This window comes from Bremerella sp. P1 (assembly GCF_028748185.1).
Taxonomy (GTDB): domain Bacteria; phylum Planctomycetota; class Planctomycetia; order Pirellulales; family Pirellulaceae; genus Bremerella.
On sequence record NZ_CP118164.1, the window covers coordinates 5985534 to 6001615 of the forward strand.

At 52.8% G+C, this 16082-nt stretch carries 11 protein-coding genes; 2 read left to right on the forward strand and 9 right to left on the reverse strand.

All coding sequences use genetic code 11. The features are described 5' to 3' along the window. Positions 1 to 75: 75 nt before the first annotated feature. Positions 76 to 1428: an MFS transporter gene (locus PSR63_RS24405; protein WP_274328424.1), complete on the reverse strand. Its 1353-nt coding sequence runs from the start codon at positions 1426 to 1428 to the stop codon at positions 76 to 78. 328 nt (positions 1429 to 1756) lie between these two features. Between PSR63_RS24405 and PSR63_RS24410 the strand changes: the two genes are divergently transcribed. Then, the gene (locus PSR63_RS24410) at positions 1757 to 2482 is read left to right on the forward strand and encodes a BtpA/SgcQ family protein (protein ID WP_274328426.1); all 726 of its coding nucleotides are present in this window, start codon (positions 1757 to 1759) and stop codon (positions 2480 to 2482) included. Here PSR63_RS24410 and PSR63_RS24415 read toward each other — a convergent pair. Next, positions 2461 to 4044 carry a serine/threonine-protein kinase gene (locus PSR63_RS24415; protein ID WP_274328428.1) on the reverse strand — a complete coding sequence of 528 codons (1584 nt, stop codon included), beginning with the start codon at positions 4042 to 4044 and terminating at the stop codon, positions 2461 to 2463. The two genes, PSR63_RS24410 and PSR63_RS24415, sit on opposite strands and share 22 nt — an antisense overlap. Before the next feature lie 200 nt (positions 4045 to 4244). Between PSR63_RS24415 and PSR63_RS24420 the strand changes: the two genes are divergently transcribed. Beyond that, positions 4245 to 4847 (forward strand): ECF-type sigma factor, encoded by a 603-nt coding sequence (locus PSR63_RS24420; protein WP_274328430.1) that lies wholly within the window; start codon positions 4245 to 4247, stop codon positions 4845 to 4847. 115 nt (positions 4848 to 4962) lie between these two features. Here the strand turns inward: PSR63_RS24420 and PSR63_RS24425 are convergent, their stop codons facing one another. The 7 genes from PSR63_RS24425 to PSR63_RS24455 all read right to left on the reverse strand — a co-directional run bounded on the left by PSR63_RS24425 (position 4963) and on the right by PSR63_RS24455 (position 15844). Beyond that, positions 4963 to 6060: a WD40 repeat domain-containing protein gene (locus tag PSR63_RS24425; protein WP_274328432.1), complete on the reverse strand. Its 1098-nt coding sequence runs from the start codon at positions 6058 to 6060 to the stop codon at positions 4963 to 4965. Beyond that, entirely contained in the window at positions 6060 to 7349 is a 1290-nt protein-coding gene (locus PSR63_RS24430; RefSeq protein WP_274328434.1) for a DUF1501 domain-containing protein, read from the reverse strand. Before PSR63_RS24430 ends, PSR63_RS24425 begins: the two co-directional genes overlap by 1 nt. Before the next feature lie 32 nt (positions 7350 to 7381). After that, on the reverse strand, positions 7382 to 8989 hold the full coding sequence (locus PSR63_RS24435; RefSeq protein WP_274328436.1) for a DUF1549 domain-containing protein: 1608 nt from the start codon (positions 8987 to 8989) through the stop codon (positions 7382 to 7384). A gap of 298 nt (positions 8990 to 9287) precedes the next feature. Continuing rightward, positions 9288 to 10751, reverse strand: coding sequence for a DUF1501 domain-containing protein (locus tag PSR63_RS24440; RefSeq protein WP_274328438.1), 1464 nt, complete (start codon positions 10749 to 10751; stop codon positions 9288 to 9290). Positions 10752 to 10760: 9 nt separating this feature from the next. Then, complete coding sequence (locus tag PSR63_RS24445) at positions 10761 to 13535, reverse strand: PSD1 and planctomycete cytochrome C domain-containing protein (RefSeq protein WP_274328440.1); 2775 nt, start codon at positions 13533 to 13535, stop codon at positions 10761 to 10763. Positions 13536 to 13757: 222 nt separating this feature from the next. Further along, entirely contained in the window at positions 13758 to 15143 is a 1386-nt protein-coding gene (locus tag PSR63_RS24450) for a LamG-like jellyroll fold domain-containing protein (protein ID WP_274328442.1), read from the reverse strand. 149 nt (positions 15144 to 15292) lie between these two features. After that, positions 15293 to 15844, reverse strand: coding sequence for a sigma-70 family RNA polymerase sigma factor (locus PSR63_RS24455; RefSeq protein WP_274328444.1), 552 nt, complete (start codon positions 15842 to 15844; stop codon positions 15293 to 15295). Positions 15845 to 16082: the final 238 nt, after the last annotated feature.

Genomic DNA, 16082 nt, shown 5'->3' on the forward strand with positions numbered 1-16082 from the left:
GGTTACTCAGGACGAGTAGATCTTGATGGACTAGTCATCAATCTTGCTGCTCTGAACCAGGTCAACGCTGGAATGCTAAGATGCCACTTCGGGTGCGATAATCTCACTGTTTTCAACGGCGGAGCCTGTAGGTTCGTGTTGATCTTCCAGCACCTCATCGACCTGTTTGGGGTTGATTGCCAACACGATGAAGACGAGCAGGATCTGGAGAGCGGCGAGAAACACGTGTAGCTCGCTGATGCTGAACGCCCACTCCATAGTGCCGGCGAATCTGGCTCCGAGTCCATTCGACACATTTAATAGGGCCATGAATGCGGTGAACTGGGTAGCGGCGATCGGTCGCCAACAGATTCCCATGAACAGTGCGAACATCGAGACCTGCAGTATGGCTGCTAGCGTCGATTCCATCAGAAAGAGAGTTGTCACAACCGCTGAGTTACTCCAATAGGCTTCTGTCATGGGGTATGCCAGCCAGCACACAGACAGGGCAGTGAGGCTCAGAATTACCGTTCGCTTGGTTCCAAGTGTCGAGGCGATGATCCCTCCGAGAATTGATCCTCCCAGTCCAAACCAGACCGCGAGTTGCCCTTCCAGGAATAACCAATCGCTGCTTGTCCATCCGAGCTGACGCTGGAGGAAAACCGGCCAAATGATGAGATGGGAGTTAATCGTAATCAGAGATAACACAGCCAATAGACCACCGAGAATCGTCGAGCGAATCGAGAATGCACGAAACAACATCCGGAACAGGGCCCGAAGGGACGTGGGGTGCTTCTCTTGCTCGGATCGTGACTGATGATCCTTGGCCTTCTTACTGGGCCAGAGCAAGTCGCCGGGCCGCTCTCGTAAACAGAATGGAACGGCGGCAATCAGAAGGAGGATGCCGATTTGCAGTGAAACAGCACTTGGGAATCCATACATCAGAATAATATTCCCCAAAACGGCCCCACCAATGAAGGTACCGCCATAGCTGGAGGCAAACATAAAGCCGTTGGCTACACCCCGTTCCTTCGCCGGAAGTAGGTCTACCGCGAGGGCATCGACAGAAACATCTTGAAGCGAAGCGAAGATATTCACCAAGAGGACCATGGCGGCAATGATGCCGATGCTTGAGGTTAGCTCGGGAATGAATGCCATCGCTCCCAAAGTCGCGGTCATCGCGAATTGAGCCCCGAGGATCCAAGGACGACGTCTCCCCATCGGAAAGTAGCCGAATCGGTCAATAAACGGCCCCCAAATCCACTTCAGTGCCCAAGGCCAGCTGACCATTGCCACGACCGTGCCGATTGCCCCGGTGGGGACATCTTCGCTTATTAGGTACGTCTTCAAAGCAATCCGAACGAAACCATCGGGAATGCCCTGAGCCGCGTAAAGGATGCAAAGAGTCGACAGTCGTAACAGTGGATTTGCGTCGAGATAGGGCTTCAAGAGACTTCTCAGTTCAGTTCGTGGTAACTGCAAATTGCCTGTGAACTATCATGTTAATAATTGCGCAGGAGAGAATTGAAGTTGAAAATTTCCATCAACAAGGCAGATATTTCAGAACGGATAGCAGGAAGCCTAGGACTTATTTGTCGGTCCAACAGTGGATTTGGTCGCTCCACGCCCCGTCACCGATTGATCTTCTTAAGATCGCTTTAACCAAGTGGGGGGCATCCAGGAAAAACTTTGGAAATCGATGTCGGGCAGAATCTCGAAAACCCCATGTGATCAATAGTGACAAGTTATTGATACTGATTTTTGGGAGATTCAAACAATGAACAATCGATTTCGAAACTGTTTTGCAAATACTCATGTGGTGCTGCCTGTCGTGCACGTCGAATCACCGTCGCAAGCTGTTCGCAATACAAGAATTGCGTGCGACGCACAGTGTGACGGTGTCTTTCTGATCAATCACGGGATTTCCCATGCGGCATTGATGACCGCGTTCTCGGCCGTAAAGGAGGCTCTTCCCGACTTCTGGATTGGTATCAACAGCTTGGGGGAAGATCCCTGCAATTTGTTTGGTAATACGGAAGTATCGGGTATCTGGACCGATAACGCTCAGATTGACGAACGTCTTGGCGAGCAGGAGAAAGCGGAAAAGATCGATGACGTTCGGGCGAAGCAAGATTGGCCTGGGCTGTATTTCGGAGGTGTTGCCTTCAAATATCAGCGAGAGGTTGACGAACTTGCTGCTGCATCACGCATCGCGATGCGTCACATGGACGTCGTCACAACCTCCGGACCTGGCACGGGGCATGCCCCCACCGTCGAAAAACTGAAAACCATGAAGGAAGCTATGGGTGAGTTTCCTTTAGCGATCGCAAGCGGAGTGACGCCGGACAATGTGTCTGACTTACTGCCGCATTGCGATTGCGTAATGGTGGCCACGGGAATCAGCAAGAGCTTTACCGAACTTGATCCTGCGTTGACTCGCAACTTGGTTGAGTCGGTCCGCGAGTTTTCAATTCGCGAATGCTACAAGTACACCACCAAGTGATCCCGGCGATTGGCCGAGAGCCATCGGATCAATCGGCCAGTTCCGCGACTCTTGCCGTCCCAGAGAAGAACGACTAGATCTGCCTTGGTTGCAAAGAAGATATCCCGACGACTTGGAGCGTCGGGATTCGGGAGCACAGACTCTTTATTAGCGTCGATAAATGGCAGGTCGTGCTTCTTCACAAGGGATTTCATCGATTCGGATATATCCGCGTCCGAATAACCGACGAGAAATTGGCTTTGACCACGGCTAACGAGATATTCGGCCACCTGCTCGTCAACGCATCCATAGCTGCCGTGATACCAGGTTGTCAAAAGCGAGCAGTAAGGAGCAAGAGCTTCTGCAACTTTGCGTTCGATTGCTGAAGATTCCACGTTCATCGTGCCCGTCACTGCGACGGTAAAGTGGCGGGGTGCTTCCAGTGGTTCTCCACTAACTTGCGAGGGAAGCGTTCGGCGTATGTCGCTCAGTATGGCTTTCATCTCTGAAGCCGTACGAAAGCGACTGTTAGGATCTTTTTCTAGGCTACGTGAAAGCACAAGTCGAATATCATCGGGAAGTTCAGCGGGAAGTTCGGGAATATGAGGACCGCAGATCTCTTCAACGAGTTGACTGAGTGAAGTGCCTGAAAACGGTACCGATCCCACAAGCATTCGATAGAGAATGACGCCGACGCCCCATAGGTCTGTTCTGTCATCGGACTTTCCGACAAACGCTTCGGGCGCCATATAGGCGGGCGACCCAGCTATCCCTTGCTGGGCCGTTTCTCCTCCTCTGGCAAGCCCGAAGTCTGATAGCCGGGGTATTCCATCCTGCATCAGTACATTTGCTGGCTTTAAGTCGAGATGGACAATTCCACGCGAATGAAGAAACTCCAGGCCACTTAGGATTCCGATGCCGATTTCAACAACGACAGCGAGTGGCAGTGTTCCTTCGTTTAAGACATCGGAAAGCGTGCCTCCCGATACATACTCACTCACGATCGCAACGGTATCACCATAGAAGTCCGCTTCGATGATGGGAACCACATTGGGGTGACCACTCGCTCGAACCCAGGTGCGTGCCTCGTTTTCTACGAATGCATGAAGGTCGGGAAAGAAATAAGGAACTTTGATTGCAGCGTAGGTTGTCGCAAAAGCTCCTTGTCGCTCACCCAGCCAAACTTGTCCAAATCCGCCCTCGCCAAGACACCGTATGAGTTTATAGGGGCCGAGCGATCGTCCCGCTTCCATTTGACCGCAAAGAGTTCGGCTGTCGGGCGAAGAAACAAAACTACGAGTCGGTGAGTCCTCTGTAATAAAGCTTCTCGAGCTTTGCCCAAATCGTTCGATGACATGTTTCAATCGTGGGAATCGGGCTGAATAGAATGCAATATCGATCGTCTCTTCGCGTCGCCTACGAAATTCGAACTCAATCATTAGCATTTCTTCAATGAATTCGTCCTGCTTGGTTCCCTGGTATTGTTTCACGAAAACTTCGATGCTGGGCGCATCTCCGTTTCGCCAGAGCGATTCAAACTCATCCAAAAGAGCATCAAATTCTGCATCGTCAGGATCGGACATGGGCAGAGATCCTCAACTGTCTTGACCCAGTACAGGCTAGAGCGTCTCGCATATCCTTTACCCCGGTTGGGCTGTGTTGATCCGTGCAAAACGTGGACTAGAAGCGTATGCTTGAAACAAGCAAAATTAGCATGTTGGGCGCCCTGTTTGAAGTATCTGATCGCACTCTTACTGGCTATTCAAAGCTTAAAGAAACCGCCATGGATGAAATCACCCTTTGGATCTCAAAACTCAAAGAGAATGACCCTCGTTCGCACGAAGAGCTTTGGAATGCCTATTTTCAGGCTCTACTCGGTGCAATTCGCAAGAAGCTTAACAACCATGAAAAGCGATCGTTCGACGAGGAGGACGTTGCTGTGAGTGCTTTTCATAGCTTCTTTCGTGCGGTTGAAGAACAACGGATTCCGCAACTTAACGACCGGCACGATTTATGGAAGGTGATCATCGTTATCGCTGCCCGCAAGATTTCCAATCGTCGTGACCGAAATAACGCACAGAAAAGAGGTGGAGGTCAGGTGCGAGGTGAGTCGGTCTTTCTCAATACGGATGGGATGTGCGGCGCTGGTTTGGGCGAAGTCATGGGTGACTGTCCCTCTCCTGAGATGATCGTCGAGTCTTCGGAGAATCTAGATCGCCTTCTGGGTCTACTTGACGATCCGGTTCTCTTGGAGATCGCACAGTTGAAATTGGAAGGGTATTCCAATCGCGAAATTGGCGTAAAAACGGATCGAGTCGAGCGAACCGTCGAAAGAAAGCTGGAGCGAATCCGAAAGATATGGACAGACGCAGGCGAACAGGGGTGAAAATTGCATAGCGTCCATCGGGGCTATGTCGAGTGACCTGTGCCCTTCGATCGCCTTCCTTCCGGATTTTCAGGTCGACCGACTTCTCTAGGGTAGGTCCCGGACGAAGCAGTCGCTACGACTTCGTCGAGGCAACTTCATCCTTCGGTTGTTCGAACAAGCTATAGATCTTGAGGGCTCCGTTGTTGCTCACGTATTCTTGCTGGTCGGTGTGCCGTCCGTTGCCCGTGCGGCCATGGGCCTCGTAACAGGCTGAGGCCAGGCGAAGCTTGTCGGGATGCAGATGTAGGCTGTAGCCGGTGGGCGCCTTGAGAATGTGGTACGGCGCTTCCGCGTCAGGCTTCCAGAACTCGATTGATGTAGAGCTGTGGAGCAATTGTCCTTGAGCGGCGATACTCCCATCTGGCAGGAAGCATAGTCCTTCCAACGGACCGTCCATCTTGGTCTGCGGACGCAACGTTTGCTTTAGCTCGCCGGTGGACAGGTCAAACAACAAGACTGCCGCTTTACCGACACAGAAAGTGTTGCCATTGGCATCCGTCATTCCACTACACGCGAGAAGTGTTCCATCGGGGGAGATGGCGAGTCGTTTGACTCCGCCGACATCTGCCAAGTAATTCTCTTTACGCTCGTGCAATACGCTTGCGTCGATCGTTCGTATCAGTTCACCGCTAGCGAGATCCCAATGGTGAATTTCACCAAGCACATCACCGCTGTAGAAAGACTTGCCATCAGGAGCCACTGTCAGGCTATAGACATGATGCTTATGGCCTGTGAATTCTCGAATTGCAGTACCACCGTCAGGCGACCAGAGCTTCACCAGTTTATCGTTGCCAGTCGTTAAGAGATGCTTGCCATCAGGGGTAATCGCGAGGTCGCGCACCCAGCCGTGTCTGGTATCTTCAATCGTCCATAGGGGCTTAGGCTCGGTTTCGGCATAGTTCCAACAATGCACCACGCCGTGATAGTCGCCGCTGATCAGTCGCTTCCGATCTGGATGGAATGCTAACGCCATTACCCAACTGCGATGTGCCGTAAGTGGCGTTCGAGTGCCGCTTTCCAGGTCCCACCGCTGCAGGTCTTCATGCTGCGCCCCGGCCACGACGAACTTTCCGCAAGGGCTGAAAGCGCATACGGTTAAGATGCGATCGTGTTCGAAGGACTGCGATTCCCAAATCTTGGTCGGATCGAAATCTGGACTAGTGGCGGCCATCAGGAGAGCACCTCGCTAATCTTGCTGCAGTCGTCGTGAGCGATCGGCAGAGGTTGCCCGTCGTTAACGTACTCAACCTTCTTGGCGTCAATTCCCATTGTGTGGAAAATTGTGTGAAACAGATGCCCGATGTCGTGTTCCTGTGAGTCAACCCAGGCGCCGTTGGCAGTCGTTTTGCCGATGACCGCCCCACGCTTGATGCCGCAACCGGCGAGTACCACCGACCAAGCTTCTGGCCAATGGTCGCGGCCTGCCCGGGTGTTGATCTTGGGAGTGCGACCAAATTCAGACATGAGCACGACCAGGACGTTGTCCAGCATGCCACGGTCGTCCAGATCATCAATTATGGCGGCAAACGGGCGATCGATCTGCGGCACAAGGTTCAAGTGCATATTGAAATTGTCACCATGCGTGTCCCAGTGGAACGACGTCACTTTGACGAACTGAACGCCGGCCTCCAGCAGTCGCCGAGCTTGCAAAAGGTGCCGCCCCAGCGGATGCGTACCGTACCGCTCGACATCCTTCGGGGGCAGGAGCGAATCGTCGAATAGTTCCTTTCGCTTCATCAGCTTCTCGGCAACCTGATAGGAATACTCGTACGCGTCGACTTCGGAATCGACGCGGCGTTGGCGAAATCGGTTGTTTAGCCTGCGTCGTAGATCGCCGCGGGCGACGTCCACCGCGTCGTCGATCGAATCAGGGCGATGAATGTGGATCGGAGGCTTACCATCCCCTAGGGCCAACGCACCATATTTTGCCCCGAGAAATCCAGCGTCTTTCCACATATATCCGCCGCGTCCCGGCTTGATATGCATATAGGGAGGCAAGTCATTTTTGACCGGCGGCATCAACTTGGCGAGTGCCGAACCGATAAATGGATAGGTCACCCCGCGATTCTTTGGATCACCTCGCTGCACACGCGGAACGCCGGTTGAGTGATTTTGATCCTTCGTACACATGCTGCGAATGACGGCCAGTTTGTCCATCCGTTTGGCAGTCTCGGGTACCAACTCACTGAAATGCACGCCTGGCACTGCGGTGGGAATCGCACGAAAGGGGCCGCCGAATTCGGTGTTGGGCTTAGGATCCCAGCTTTCCAGTTGGCTGATGCCGCCGTCGAGCCAGATAAACAGTACTTGCTTACCCTGCGATTTGATCTTCTCAGCCATGGCAGGCTGCAAGAGCGCACCCATGCCAAGGGTTCCGGCTGCTGCCCCAGCCAACGTACCCAGCATTTGCCGCCGCGAAAGGTCGTGTGCAAGGCTGTTGCATGCGAAGTTGTGCTTCATCGTTGTGTATCCAAAAATCGAGTCGCAAGCTGCTAGTGATTCATCCTAAATTCTGCGGATGAGATCAATGCCCAGACCAGTTCGCCCAACGCCTCGGTTCGTCGATCTTTATTCTGAGTCAGGTAGGCGGCCACTTCAGCCACTTCTTCATCTGCAGGTGGTCGTGTCAGTGCGCTGATGTAGAGTTCGTCTGCTACCGTCGCCGCGTCATTCAGATTCGAGAGTCGCTCGACCAGATTGCCCGACTTTGGTTTTAGCCAATCAAGCACTCCTTGGTCGTTCATCAAGAACAAGGCATGTCCCATCGATGGCGTAAAGTCGACTTCCGCTTCGCCAGGTGGATTGCTGTACACACCAACGAATAGCTTCATCACGTCCGGGAAATTCTGGGGAAACTGATCAACTCGGCCATTGATGTAATCGAAGTGCGTGAACTCCGAATTATCAGGCACTGGGGCTTCAAGCAACCAGTCGAGATTTCCGGTTGCGCCTGCTATGCACCAGCCCATCTGCTCAGGCGTCAGGGGTTTAAGAATTGCCATGCGGTAGAGTTGTGGTGGGGCGTCTTTCAAGGCTACCCCGTTGGGCAAGATACTGCTCCGCTGATAACTGTCACTCAGGGCGATTTCGCGAAGGAGCCATTTTACGTCGAAGTTATGGGCAACAAACTCGGCCGCCATGGTGTCGAGCAGTCGCGGATGCGAAGGAGGATTGTCTTCGTGGTGAAGATCCAATGGGTGCACCAGCCCACGCCCCATCATCAAGAACCAAAAGCGATTGACACTATTACGAACGAACAATTCGTTTTCCGCCGTCGGGAGGTTGCGCGACAGGAGCAATCGCGGGCGATATTTGGCGGCTTCTTCTTTTTGATCCTTTTCAAACGTGGGGATTTCCAACTCTTCGCCACCAGGTAACCGTGGTCCCGTTGTATGCTTGCCTGGTCCGAAAACGGACTCGTATTCAATGGACGCTTCAGCCGGCTTGTCTTTCAGGTAGGTGAACAGGCCGAAATAATCATCTTGGGCGTAGTCCGCAATTTCCGGATGGTCATGACATTGAGAGCAGGTGATGTCGCGACCCAGGAACAGGCGGGCAACGTCTTCCGTCCTTAAATTCTCATCGTTTCGACCCGTGACTAGAAAGAACTTCGATGCCGGCTTCAGCGTCTCATCCTTTTCATCAACAAACAGTAATTCGCTTACGAGTTGGTTCCACGGTTTGTTCCTGGCGAAGGAGTCGCGGAGATACCTTTCCCATTCGGCATCCGGCACTTGTGTATCGGTTCGACGTTCCAACAACATGGCCGTAAAGGCTTCTTGCATGCGGCGGGGAAAATCGTCGCTGGCAAGCAGGCTGTCGATCAACGTCTTGCGTTTGGCTTTGTCCTTGTCGGCCAAGAACTTTCTGGCCTCAGCGGGCGCGGGTAGCTTGCCAGTCAGATCGATAAAGATTCGACGCAGAAACTCGGCATCATCGGCTGGGGCAGCGACGGATCCACCAGCCTTTTGTGCAATTAGCTGATCGATTGTCTGGTGCAACTCAGCAGCGCCTGCCTTCGGTAAGAAACAAAGGCATGCAGAAACAATCGCAAACCCAGCAAACATCGAACCGCTGGAGGAGCTCCGTATATGCGTCATGGTTGAAACTCGGGGCAGGGTGGGTGCGAGTTTGAGGTGGGATAAATGTGAGATCGCTGTAGTTAGATGGATCGTATCAAATGTGGCAAGTGCAATCTACAAAATAGTTTCCCCTCACTGCTGCAATGCAAGTGACCACATCAGAGATGAATTTCGCAAACTACTTAGGATGTAGTTGGCGCTTGATAAGACCTTCGCATTCCTACTCACAACAGACCAAGCCAAGTGCTACGGCTCGCATTGCAATTGGCAAGGTGACAAGCTTGGGCGATGCTCGTCCCAGCGCCGGCCCTGAGACTTAACCCAGAATCTCTCGAATTACGTGCCCTTCGACATTGGTCAGACGACGATCGATTCCATTGTGGCGGATGGTAAGCCTCTCGTGATCAAGTCCTAGCAGGTGCAAGATTGTGGCATTGAAGTCGTAGAGTGGGTGTACATTTTGCACGGCCTTCTTGCCGAGTTCATCTGTAGCCCCGTGGCTGATGCCGGGTCTTACACCGGCTCCGGTCATCCAAGAAGTGAAGCCGTCGGGGTTATGGTCGCGTCCATGCGATCCTTTCTGGAACATGGGCATGCGTCCGAACTCGGTACACCAGACTACCAAGGTATTCTCGAGTAGACCGCGCTGCTTCAGATCGCGAATGAGACCTGCCGCCGGTTGATCGAGAATATGGGCATGTTTGTCGTATTGTTCCTTTAGTTTATTGTGCCCATCCCAGTTCAATTCGCCTCCACTTGCATAGGCACCGTTGAACAGCTGAACGAATCGGACGCCTCGCTCAACGAGTCGCCTTGCCAAAATGCAGTTTCTGGCAAAAGCGGCCTTAGTTTTGTCGGGCGAGTCCGCTCCGTACATCTTCAAGATATGCTCCGGTTCGCTTTCCAGGTTCATCACGTTCGGCACGCTCAGTTGCATCTTTGCTGCCAACTCGTAGCTGGCAATTCGAGCGGCGAGTTGTGAGTCGTGGGGGTTGTCCTCCAGATGCCGTTGATTCATCTGAGAGAGGAATTGACGCGTTGCCTGATCTTTTTCGGAAGTAACATCGTAAGGTTGCAAGTGACGAATCGGCCTGGTGGCACTAAAGGTGGTGCCCTGAAACGCTGCGGGGAGGAAGCCCGGTCCCCAGTTGTTCGAGCCGTTTTGAGGAACACCACGAGGATCTGGAATCGCAACATACGCCGGTAACTCTTGCGTTTCGCAACCCAGGGCATAGGTAACCCAAGCTCCCAAGCTGGGAAACCCATCGAGTACCGAGCCTGTCGAAAGAAAGTTCTCAGCGGGACCGTGGGTATTACTTTTACTCGTCAGTGAATGAATGAAAGTCAGATCGTCCGTTAGTTCAGCCAAGTGAGGCAACATATCCGAGACCATTTTGCCGGTTTCCCCGCGAGGACGGAATCGATACTGCGGACGTGCCAGGTTGCCAGCCGGTCCCTGGAAGGTGACGGCTGGTCCATTCTCCATGGGTTTGCCGTCCCGCTTCTCAAGTTCTGGCTTGTAGTCCCATGTGTCGAGATGGCTCACACCGCCAGCGCAGAAGATGACAATGACGTTTCTGGCAGCACCAGGAAAATGGGAAGAACGAGACTGATAAGGACGGGAAGGATCGATTGACTGGTCATCGGCTGCAAGCAGGCCTTCTTGCCCCAACAAGCTGGCTACTGCGATCGACCCTAGACCGCTAACGGCATGGCTAAGGAAATTGCGTCGATCGAGCCAATTATTGGCAGGCATGACTTGTGAATGAGATCGAAACATTCCAATTCCTTAACGGATATACAAGAATTCATTGCTGTTCATTAACGCTCGGCAGAGCGAGGCCAAGCCATGTTGGTTGACCAGTGAGGTTGCTTCCGTTCGTTCTTGTCGCGTCGGAGATCGCATTAGGACACGCTCGTAGGCGGCCTCGATCTGTTGAGGCGTCTCGGCATATTTGGTCTTGAGCAGGTCGGCCAGGGCGTTTGACTGGTCGATCATAAATTGACTGTTAAACAAGTTCAGTGCTTGAATCGAAGTGGTCGATGCCCGACGGCGAGATGTGCTTTGCCCATAGTCGGGACAATCGAAAGCCCCGAACACCGGATCCCGTTCTCGGCGAACACGATGCGAGTAAATCATTCGGCGAAGACCATCCTTGCCGAAGGACTCAATAGGAGAGAATCCGCTAAGCCCACCTCGTTTATCGAAGAGGCTAAAACCAGGTCCCCCCATTTCCAGATTGAGGTTCCCGTTAATTAACAGAATCGAATCGCGAATCACTTCTCCCATCAGACGTTGGGGCGGAAACCGCCAAAGCAGTCGGTTATCCGTATCCACAGCCGCTGCTGCGGGATTGTAGGAACTTGCCTGCCGATAGGTTGAGGAAAGAACAATCAAACGGTGCATATGTTTTAGGGACCAGCCGCTGCGCATGAATTCGGCACTAAGCCAGTCGAGCAATTCCGGATGCGACGGAGGGACGCCGTTGTGACCAAAGTCATTGGCCGTTTCGACCAGCCCCAAGCCAAAGTGCCCTTGCCAGATTCGGTTCACCATAACACGCGCAGTCAACGGGTTGGTTTTGGAAATGATCCAATCAGCCAGAGCAAGACGGCGCTGACCTTCATCCGAATCCCGGGAGAGTTGCGTATCACCCAGAAGATCTGGCACCGCAGGCGAGACAAGTTCCTTCGGCAGTTCTGGGCTTCCGCGACCCAAGATGCGGATTTCGTCTGGTTCGCGAAAGACGCCAGCGAAGACTGACCGCCGATCTGTCAAATCATTCAATTTCTGATCCAGCGCATCCTTTTCTCGAAGTAGCTTGTTCACCTCAGCCAGTTCGTCTACTTTGAGCGATTCTAGGTCGATCGGTGCGTGTTGATTTTTCGTCGGGTCGAACGGATGTCGGTTGGACGAGTTGGCGACGCTCTTCCACGACCCATTGTCGTCACGAACTTCAATGACGTACTCCATAGCGAGTCGATCGGAGAATTTTCCTTGTCGGTCCCGTCCCCAGACGACCTGCTCGACCACTTGAGGTTGAGCAAACTTAACCGCGACCCATCCTCCTCCGACTTCGTTCGACATCCAACTGCTGGAATTGCCGTAGTGTCCATCATTGATTAGACGAAGTTCATGACGATTCAGCGCGACTTTGTTTCCGGACGAGGATAAACTTGCCCCATTGTCGGCCAAAGCCACGTTAACTCCCTCGATATTAAAGACTTCCAACTCGTCGATACAGGGTTCGTACTTGTTGGTCGCTTTCACTAGAAATCGAACCTCTTGGGTGCGAACCGGGACGAAGCGATCGATGTTCTCGTACGAATTGACCATCGGGCGAGGTGTGTGAGAATCGGCCTTCGGAATGGCACGAGCTAACTGAAGCGATAACTCGCGTCGGCGTTCCTGCCAGCGTTTGCGTTGATCGCGTTGCATATCACCTAGGGGAATTTCAAACTCGCGATCTTGGTATTCGACACCGGATACGAATGCCTGCATCTCGTAGTAGTCGCGTTGCGAAATGGGGTCGAACTTATGGTTATGGCACCGGGCACAGTGAATCGTCATTCCCAAGAAGGAGGTGCCGATGTTGGTGACAATTTCATCGAGCGAATCCTGTCGGGCTAATCGCTTCGAAGCTTCGTCCTTACCGATTTGGCCAGGCAAGAGAACCGATGCGGTGACAAGAAAGCCGGTTGCTGCGTCCGCGTTTATCGTATCGCCAGCTAGTTGCTGACGAATGAACGCGTCGTACGGTACGTCTTGGTTGAGTGCCTCGATTACATAGTCACGGTAGGGCCAGGCGTTGGGGCGTTCCGTGTTGACCTCGAAGCCATGCGTGTCGGCGTAACGAACGACATCGAGCCAATGCTGCGCCCACCGCTCGCCATAGCGCGGGGAATCGAGTAGTCGGTCGACCACTCGTTGGTAGGCTTCTTGGCTATCATCACGCTGGAATTCTTCCCATTCCTTCTGGGTAGGAGGGAGACCAATCAGGTCAAAACTTACCCGTCGTAGCCAGTCGGCACGTGTAGCGGCCTCTGCCGGAGAAAGCTTTTCTGCTTCAAGTCGAGCGAGAATGAAGTGGTCGATGGGGTTCCGCGGCCAATCGGTTTGCTGTACCTGAGGAGGTGGCGCGTTCTTAACGGGCTTGAATGACCAGTGATCACGCGGATTTGCCAATTTGACCTTGTCGACGCCGTCTGGCCAAACTGCTCCTTGCTCGATCCAGCGGCGAACTATGGCAATCTCCTCTGAAGTAGGAGAGGGACCCTCCGGAGGCATTTGAATATCGGCATCCTCGTCAGCGATGAATTGCCACAATGGACTCTTTTCCGGCTTACCAGCAAGAATCGATTTGCCGTAGAGTTCGCCGCCTTGCATTGCTTCGGAACGAACGTCAAGTCGTAGACCGCTCTTGCGAACGTCGCCGGCGTGGCAATCGTAGCAATACTTTTGCAGAATCGGACGAACGTCGCGGACGAAGTCGACTGGTTCGGCCAGCGCGATGTTACTAACCAAACAGGTAACAATGATTGCCAGGACGCTCAAACGCATCATGCATTCTCACAGGGGTAAATCAAGAGAATTGTTTGCTCACCTTTGTATTTCCAATGCCGCGCGATCTTTAACACAAATGATCTACACATTTGTCACAATAAAGCATCGAATCGGAAAAAGCATGGCCGATACAAGGATGATAGCTCGAGTGGAAGTGGGGGAATGATCGGGGCCTGACTCAGATACGATTCCCAATGCTTGGTATTCTGACGGCGCGAACATCTAGCGGTAAGGATTTCCTGCGGTAAAGAGCCGTTCCATTTCACTATCCGACATCGCACGACCAAGAATTAACATTTCGTCAATACGGCCACTGAGTGTACGGTCGTTCGTATTCCAATTGCCTATTTGTGCGGGCCCCAAACGGGCGGGAAATGCCTGAGACAGCTTGGCTTCACCGTCAAACTTGCCATTTAGATAGAAACGGACCGTCTTGTTGTCCGCATCGTAAACAGCAGCCAAGTGCACCCAGCGACCTTGTTCGGGCAGAACGCTTGTTTGCGAGTCAGGAAATCCATGATGCGCCCGTTCTTCCGAGGCGAGCGTGTTGTCACGGAGGGCCAATCGCATGGTGGTCAATCCTGTAACCATCCAATGAACCTGACCCTTCTTGGTGTTTTCCCAACCATCAGTATGCAGTAGGGAGTGGTACGGTTCTCCAAGTTGGTCGAGGCGAACCCATGCGGCCAAAGTCAGTTGCGGCCACAAGCGTTCTCCACCGACGTCAAGTTTCATGTGATCCCCTACGCTGACGAACTCCGCGGCTTGAGATCCTGGCCAGCGCCCCTGAACGCTGCGATAAACTCCTGGATTCTTTTGCTCAGATTCGAAGTCTAGCAAGGTGATGAGATGGGGATCTTCTCGCAAAACTTCGAGTGCTGATTGGGAGCGACTCGGTTGACCAGCCTGAAGAGCGGCATTCAGGGAATTGACTTCCCCAGGTTGAATAAAGGCGCCCGAGCGAAAACTGCTCGGAATTCCTGCCGCCGATTGAAGGCGAAAAGCCTGACTATCACGAAGATTACTTAGATTGCCGCCTTCAGTCGATTGGGCGACGACTTCTCCCTGAAATACGTGGATTTCAGCTTCTCCTGATTCCGGCATATCCACGCCGAACTTCGTGCCCAAGTCAATTGCCTGGCCGGTTGGTGTAACGACGGTAAACCCATGAGCTTCTGGAGGAATATCTGCTGCCAAACGGCCATGTTTCAACTGCAACCGTTGAGCCGACTCGAAGAAAAACAGAGCGGGAGCCTCAATCACGATGCGAGCCCCCCGTGGAGTCACTAATTGAACTGTTCCGGCTTGGATGAGATGCGACTCTCTGCCCAGAACCATCCCAACCGACAATTCTTGCGCCCCAGCTACATATTCTACGCTGGCAAACTCTTGATTCTCGACAAACCATGCCACCGTTCCGACGGCTACCAACAAGCTGGCTGCGATCACAAGAAGCAAGCTCACCCAACCGCGGTTGCCGTTTGAATCTGACGCTGGTTTGATACGATCTTTCTGCTGTTCGGCAGGGAAAGGAGCCTCAGCACGTGACGGGTGAAGTGCGACATCCACCGCTGACGTGTCATGCGTGAACTCTTCGGTCGTTTCCATGAGAAATGAATCAAGATTCAGCATTTCTCGGAAAGCACGTCGGGCCTCGGGATCGTTTCGCAGTTGCTCGTTAAGCTGGGAGACTTGCTCTGGAGTCGCACGACTTTCCAGGTAGTCTTGAACATTCTGGCGGAAGGTATGATCGCTGCTCATGGATTCGCCTCGCTGGCGAGTGTACGTTGCACGCATTCCAACAACATCTGCCGCATGCGATAGAGCCATTGGTAAAATCCGGCGGTCGTGCGGCCGCTCGTCGCCGCTATATCTTGGATCGTCATATCTTTTCGATAGGCGTTCGCTATTAACGTCCGCTGGTCGTCGGGGAGTTTTCCGAAACAGGACCGAAAGGCGAGCCGTTGTTGTTCGAGATACGAATCTTCTTCGATCGACTCGTCGGCGATCATGGACACCACATCACTATCGAGCACCAAGCGTCGTCGCCCGTTGTCACGGAGCCAGGAAAGAACTTTGTAGCGAGCAAATCCGAAGGCCCAAGAGCGAAAATTGCCCCCTTCATGAAACTCGTCAAACTTCTCCCATAGAATCATCGCCACTTCCTGCAAGATGTCGTCGCAGTCGCTGCGCGAGGGAACCAATCGGCGCACGTAAGCACGAATTGCCTCTTCATGGCAAGCGAACTCGCGGACAAAGCGTGCATTTCGATTGGATTCGCTCATCAGCATGTTGGAGGCTCTCTGCACGATATTTCCAGGTCAACTGGATATTTAACGGACTTTTCTGCTCCCGACTTAGAAAAGCGGATGAAATTCTCAATTGCAATCATTGAGACAAGGGTATGAGAACAACTTTTGTATAAAAAACGATAAATATAGTTACTTTTGGGAAATAGTAGCAATAGAATGACGTCCTCTTGTCAATGTTCCCCCCAGACAATAGATCGACCGATCCTTGTCGCATTATTCTCCTTCCTCTCATTCT

Coding starts and splice junctions, on each gene's coding strand:
- PSR63_RS24410 (WP_274328426.1), top strand. CDS start 1,757: ATGAACAATCGATTTCGAAACTGTTTTGCAAATACTCATGTGGTGCTG.
- PSR63_RS24415 (WP_274328428.1), bottom strand. CDS start 4,044: ATGTCCGATCCTGACGATGCAGAATTTGATGCTCTTTTGGATGAGTTT.
- PSR63_RS24420 (WP_274328430.1), top strand. CDS start 4,245: ATGGATGAAATCACCCTTTGGATCTCAAAACTCAAAGAGAATGACCCT.
- PSR63_RS24425 (WP_274328432.1), bottom strand. CDS start 6,060: ATGGCCGCCACTAGTCCAGATTTCGATCCGACCAAGATTTGGGAATCG.
- PSR63_RS24430 (WP_274328434.1), bottom strand. CDS start 7,349: ATGAAGCACAACTTCGCATGCAACAGCCTTGCACACGACCTTTCGCGG.
- PSR63_RS24435 (WP_274328436.1), bottom strand. CDS start 8,989: ATGACGCATATACGGAGCTCCTCCAGCGGTTCGATGTTTGCTGGGTTT.
- PSR63_RS24440 (WP_274328438.1), bottom strand. CDS start 10,751: ATGTTTCGATCTCATTCACAAGTCATGCCTGCCAATAATTGGCTCGAT.
- PSR63_RS24445 (WP_274328440.1), bottom strand. CDS start 13,535: ATGATGCGTTTGAGCGTCCTGGCAATCATTGTTACCTGTTTGGTTAGT.
- PSR63_RS24450 (WP_274328442.1), bottom strand. CDS start 15,143: ATGGAAACGACCGAAGAGTTCACGCATGACACGTCAGCGGTGGATGTC.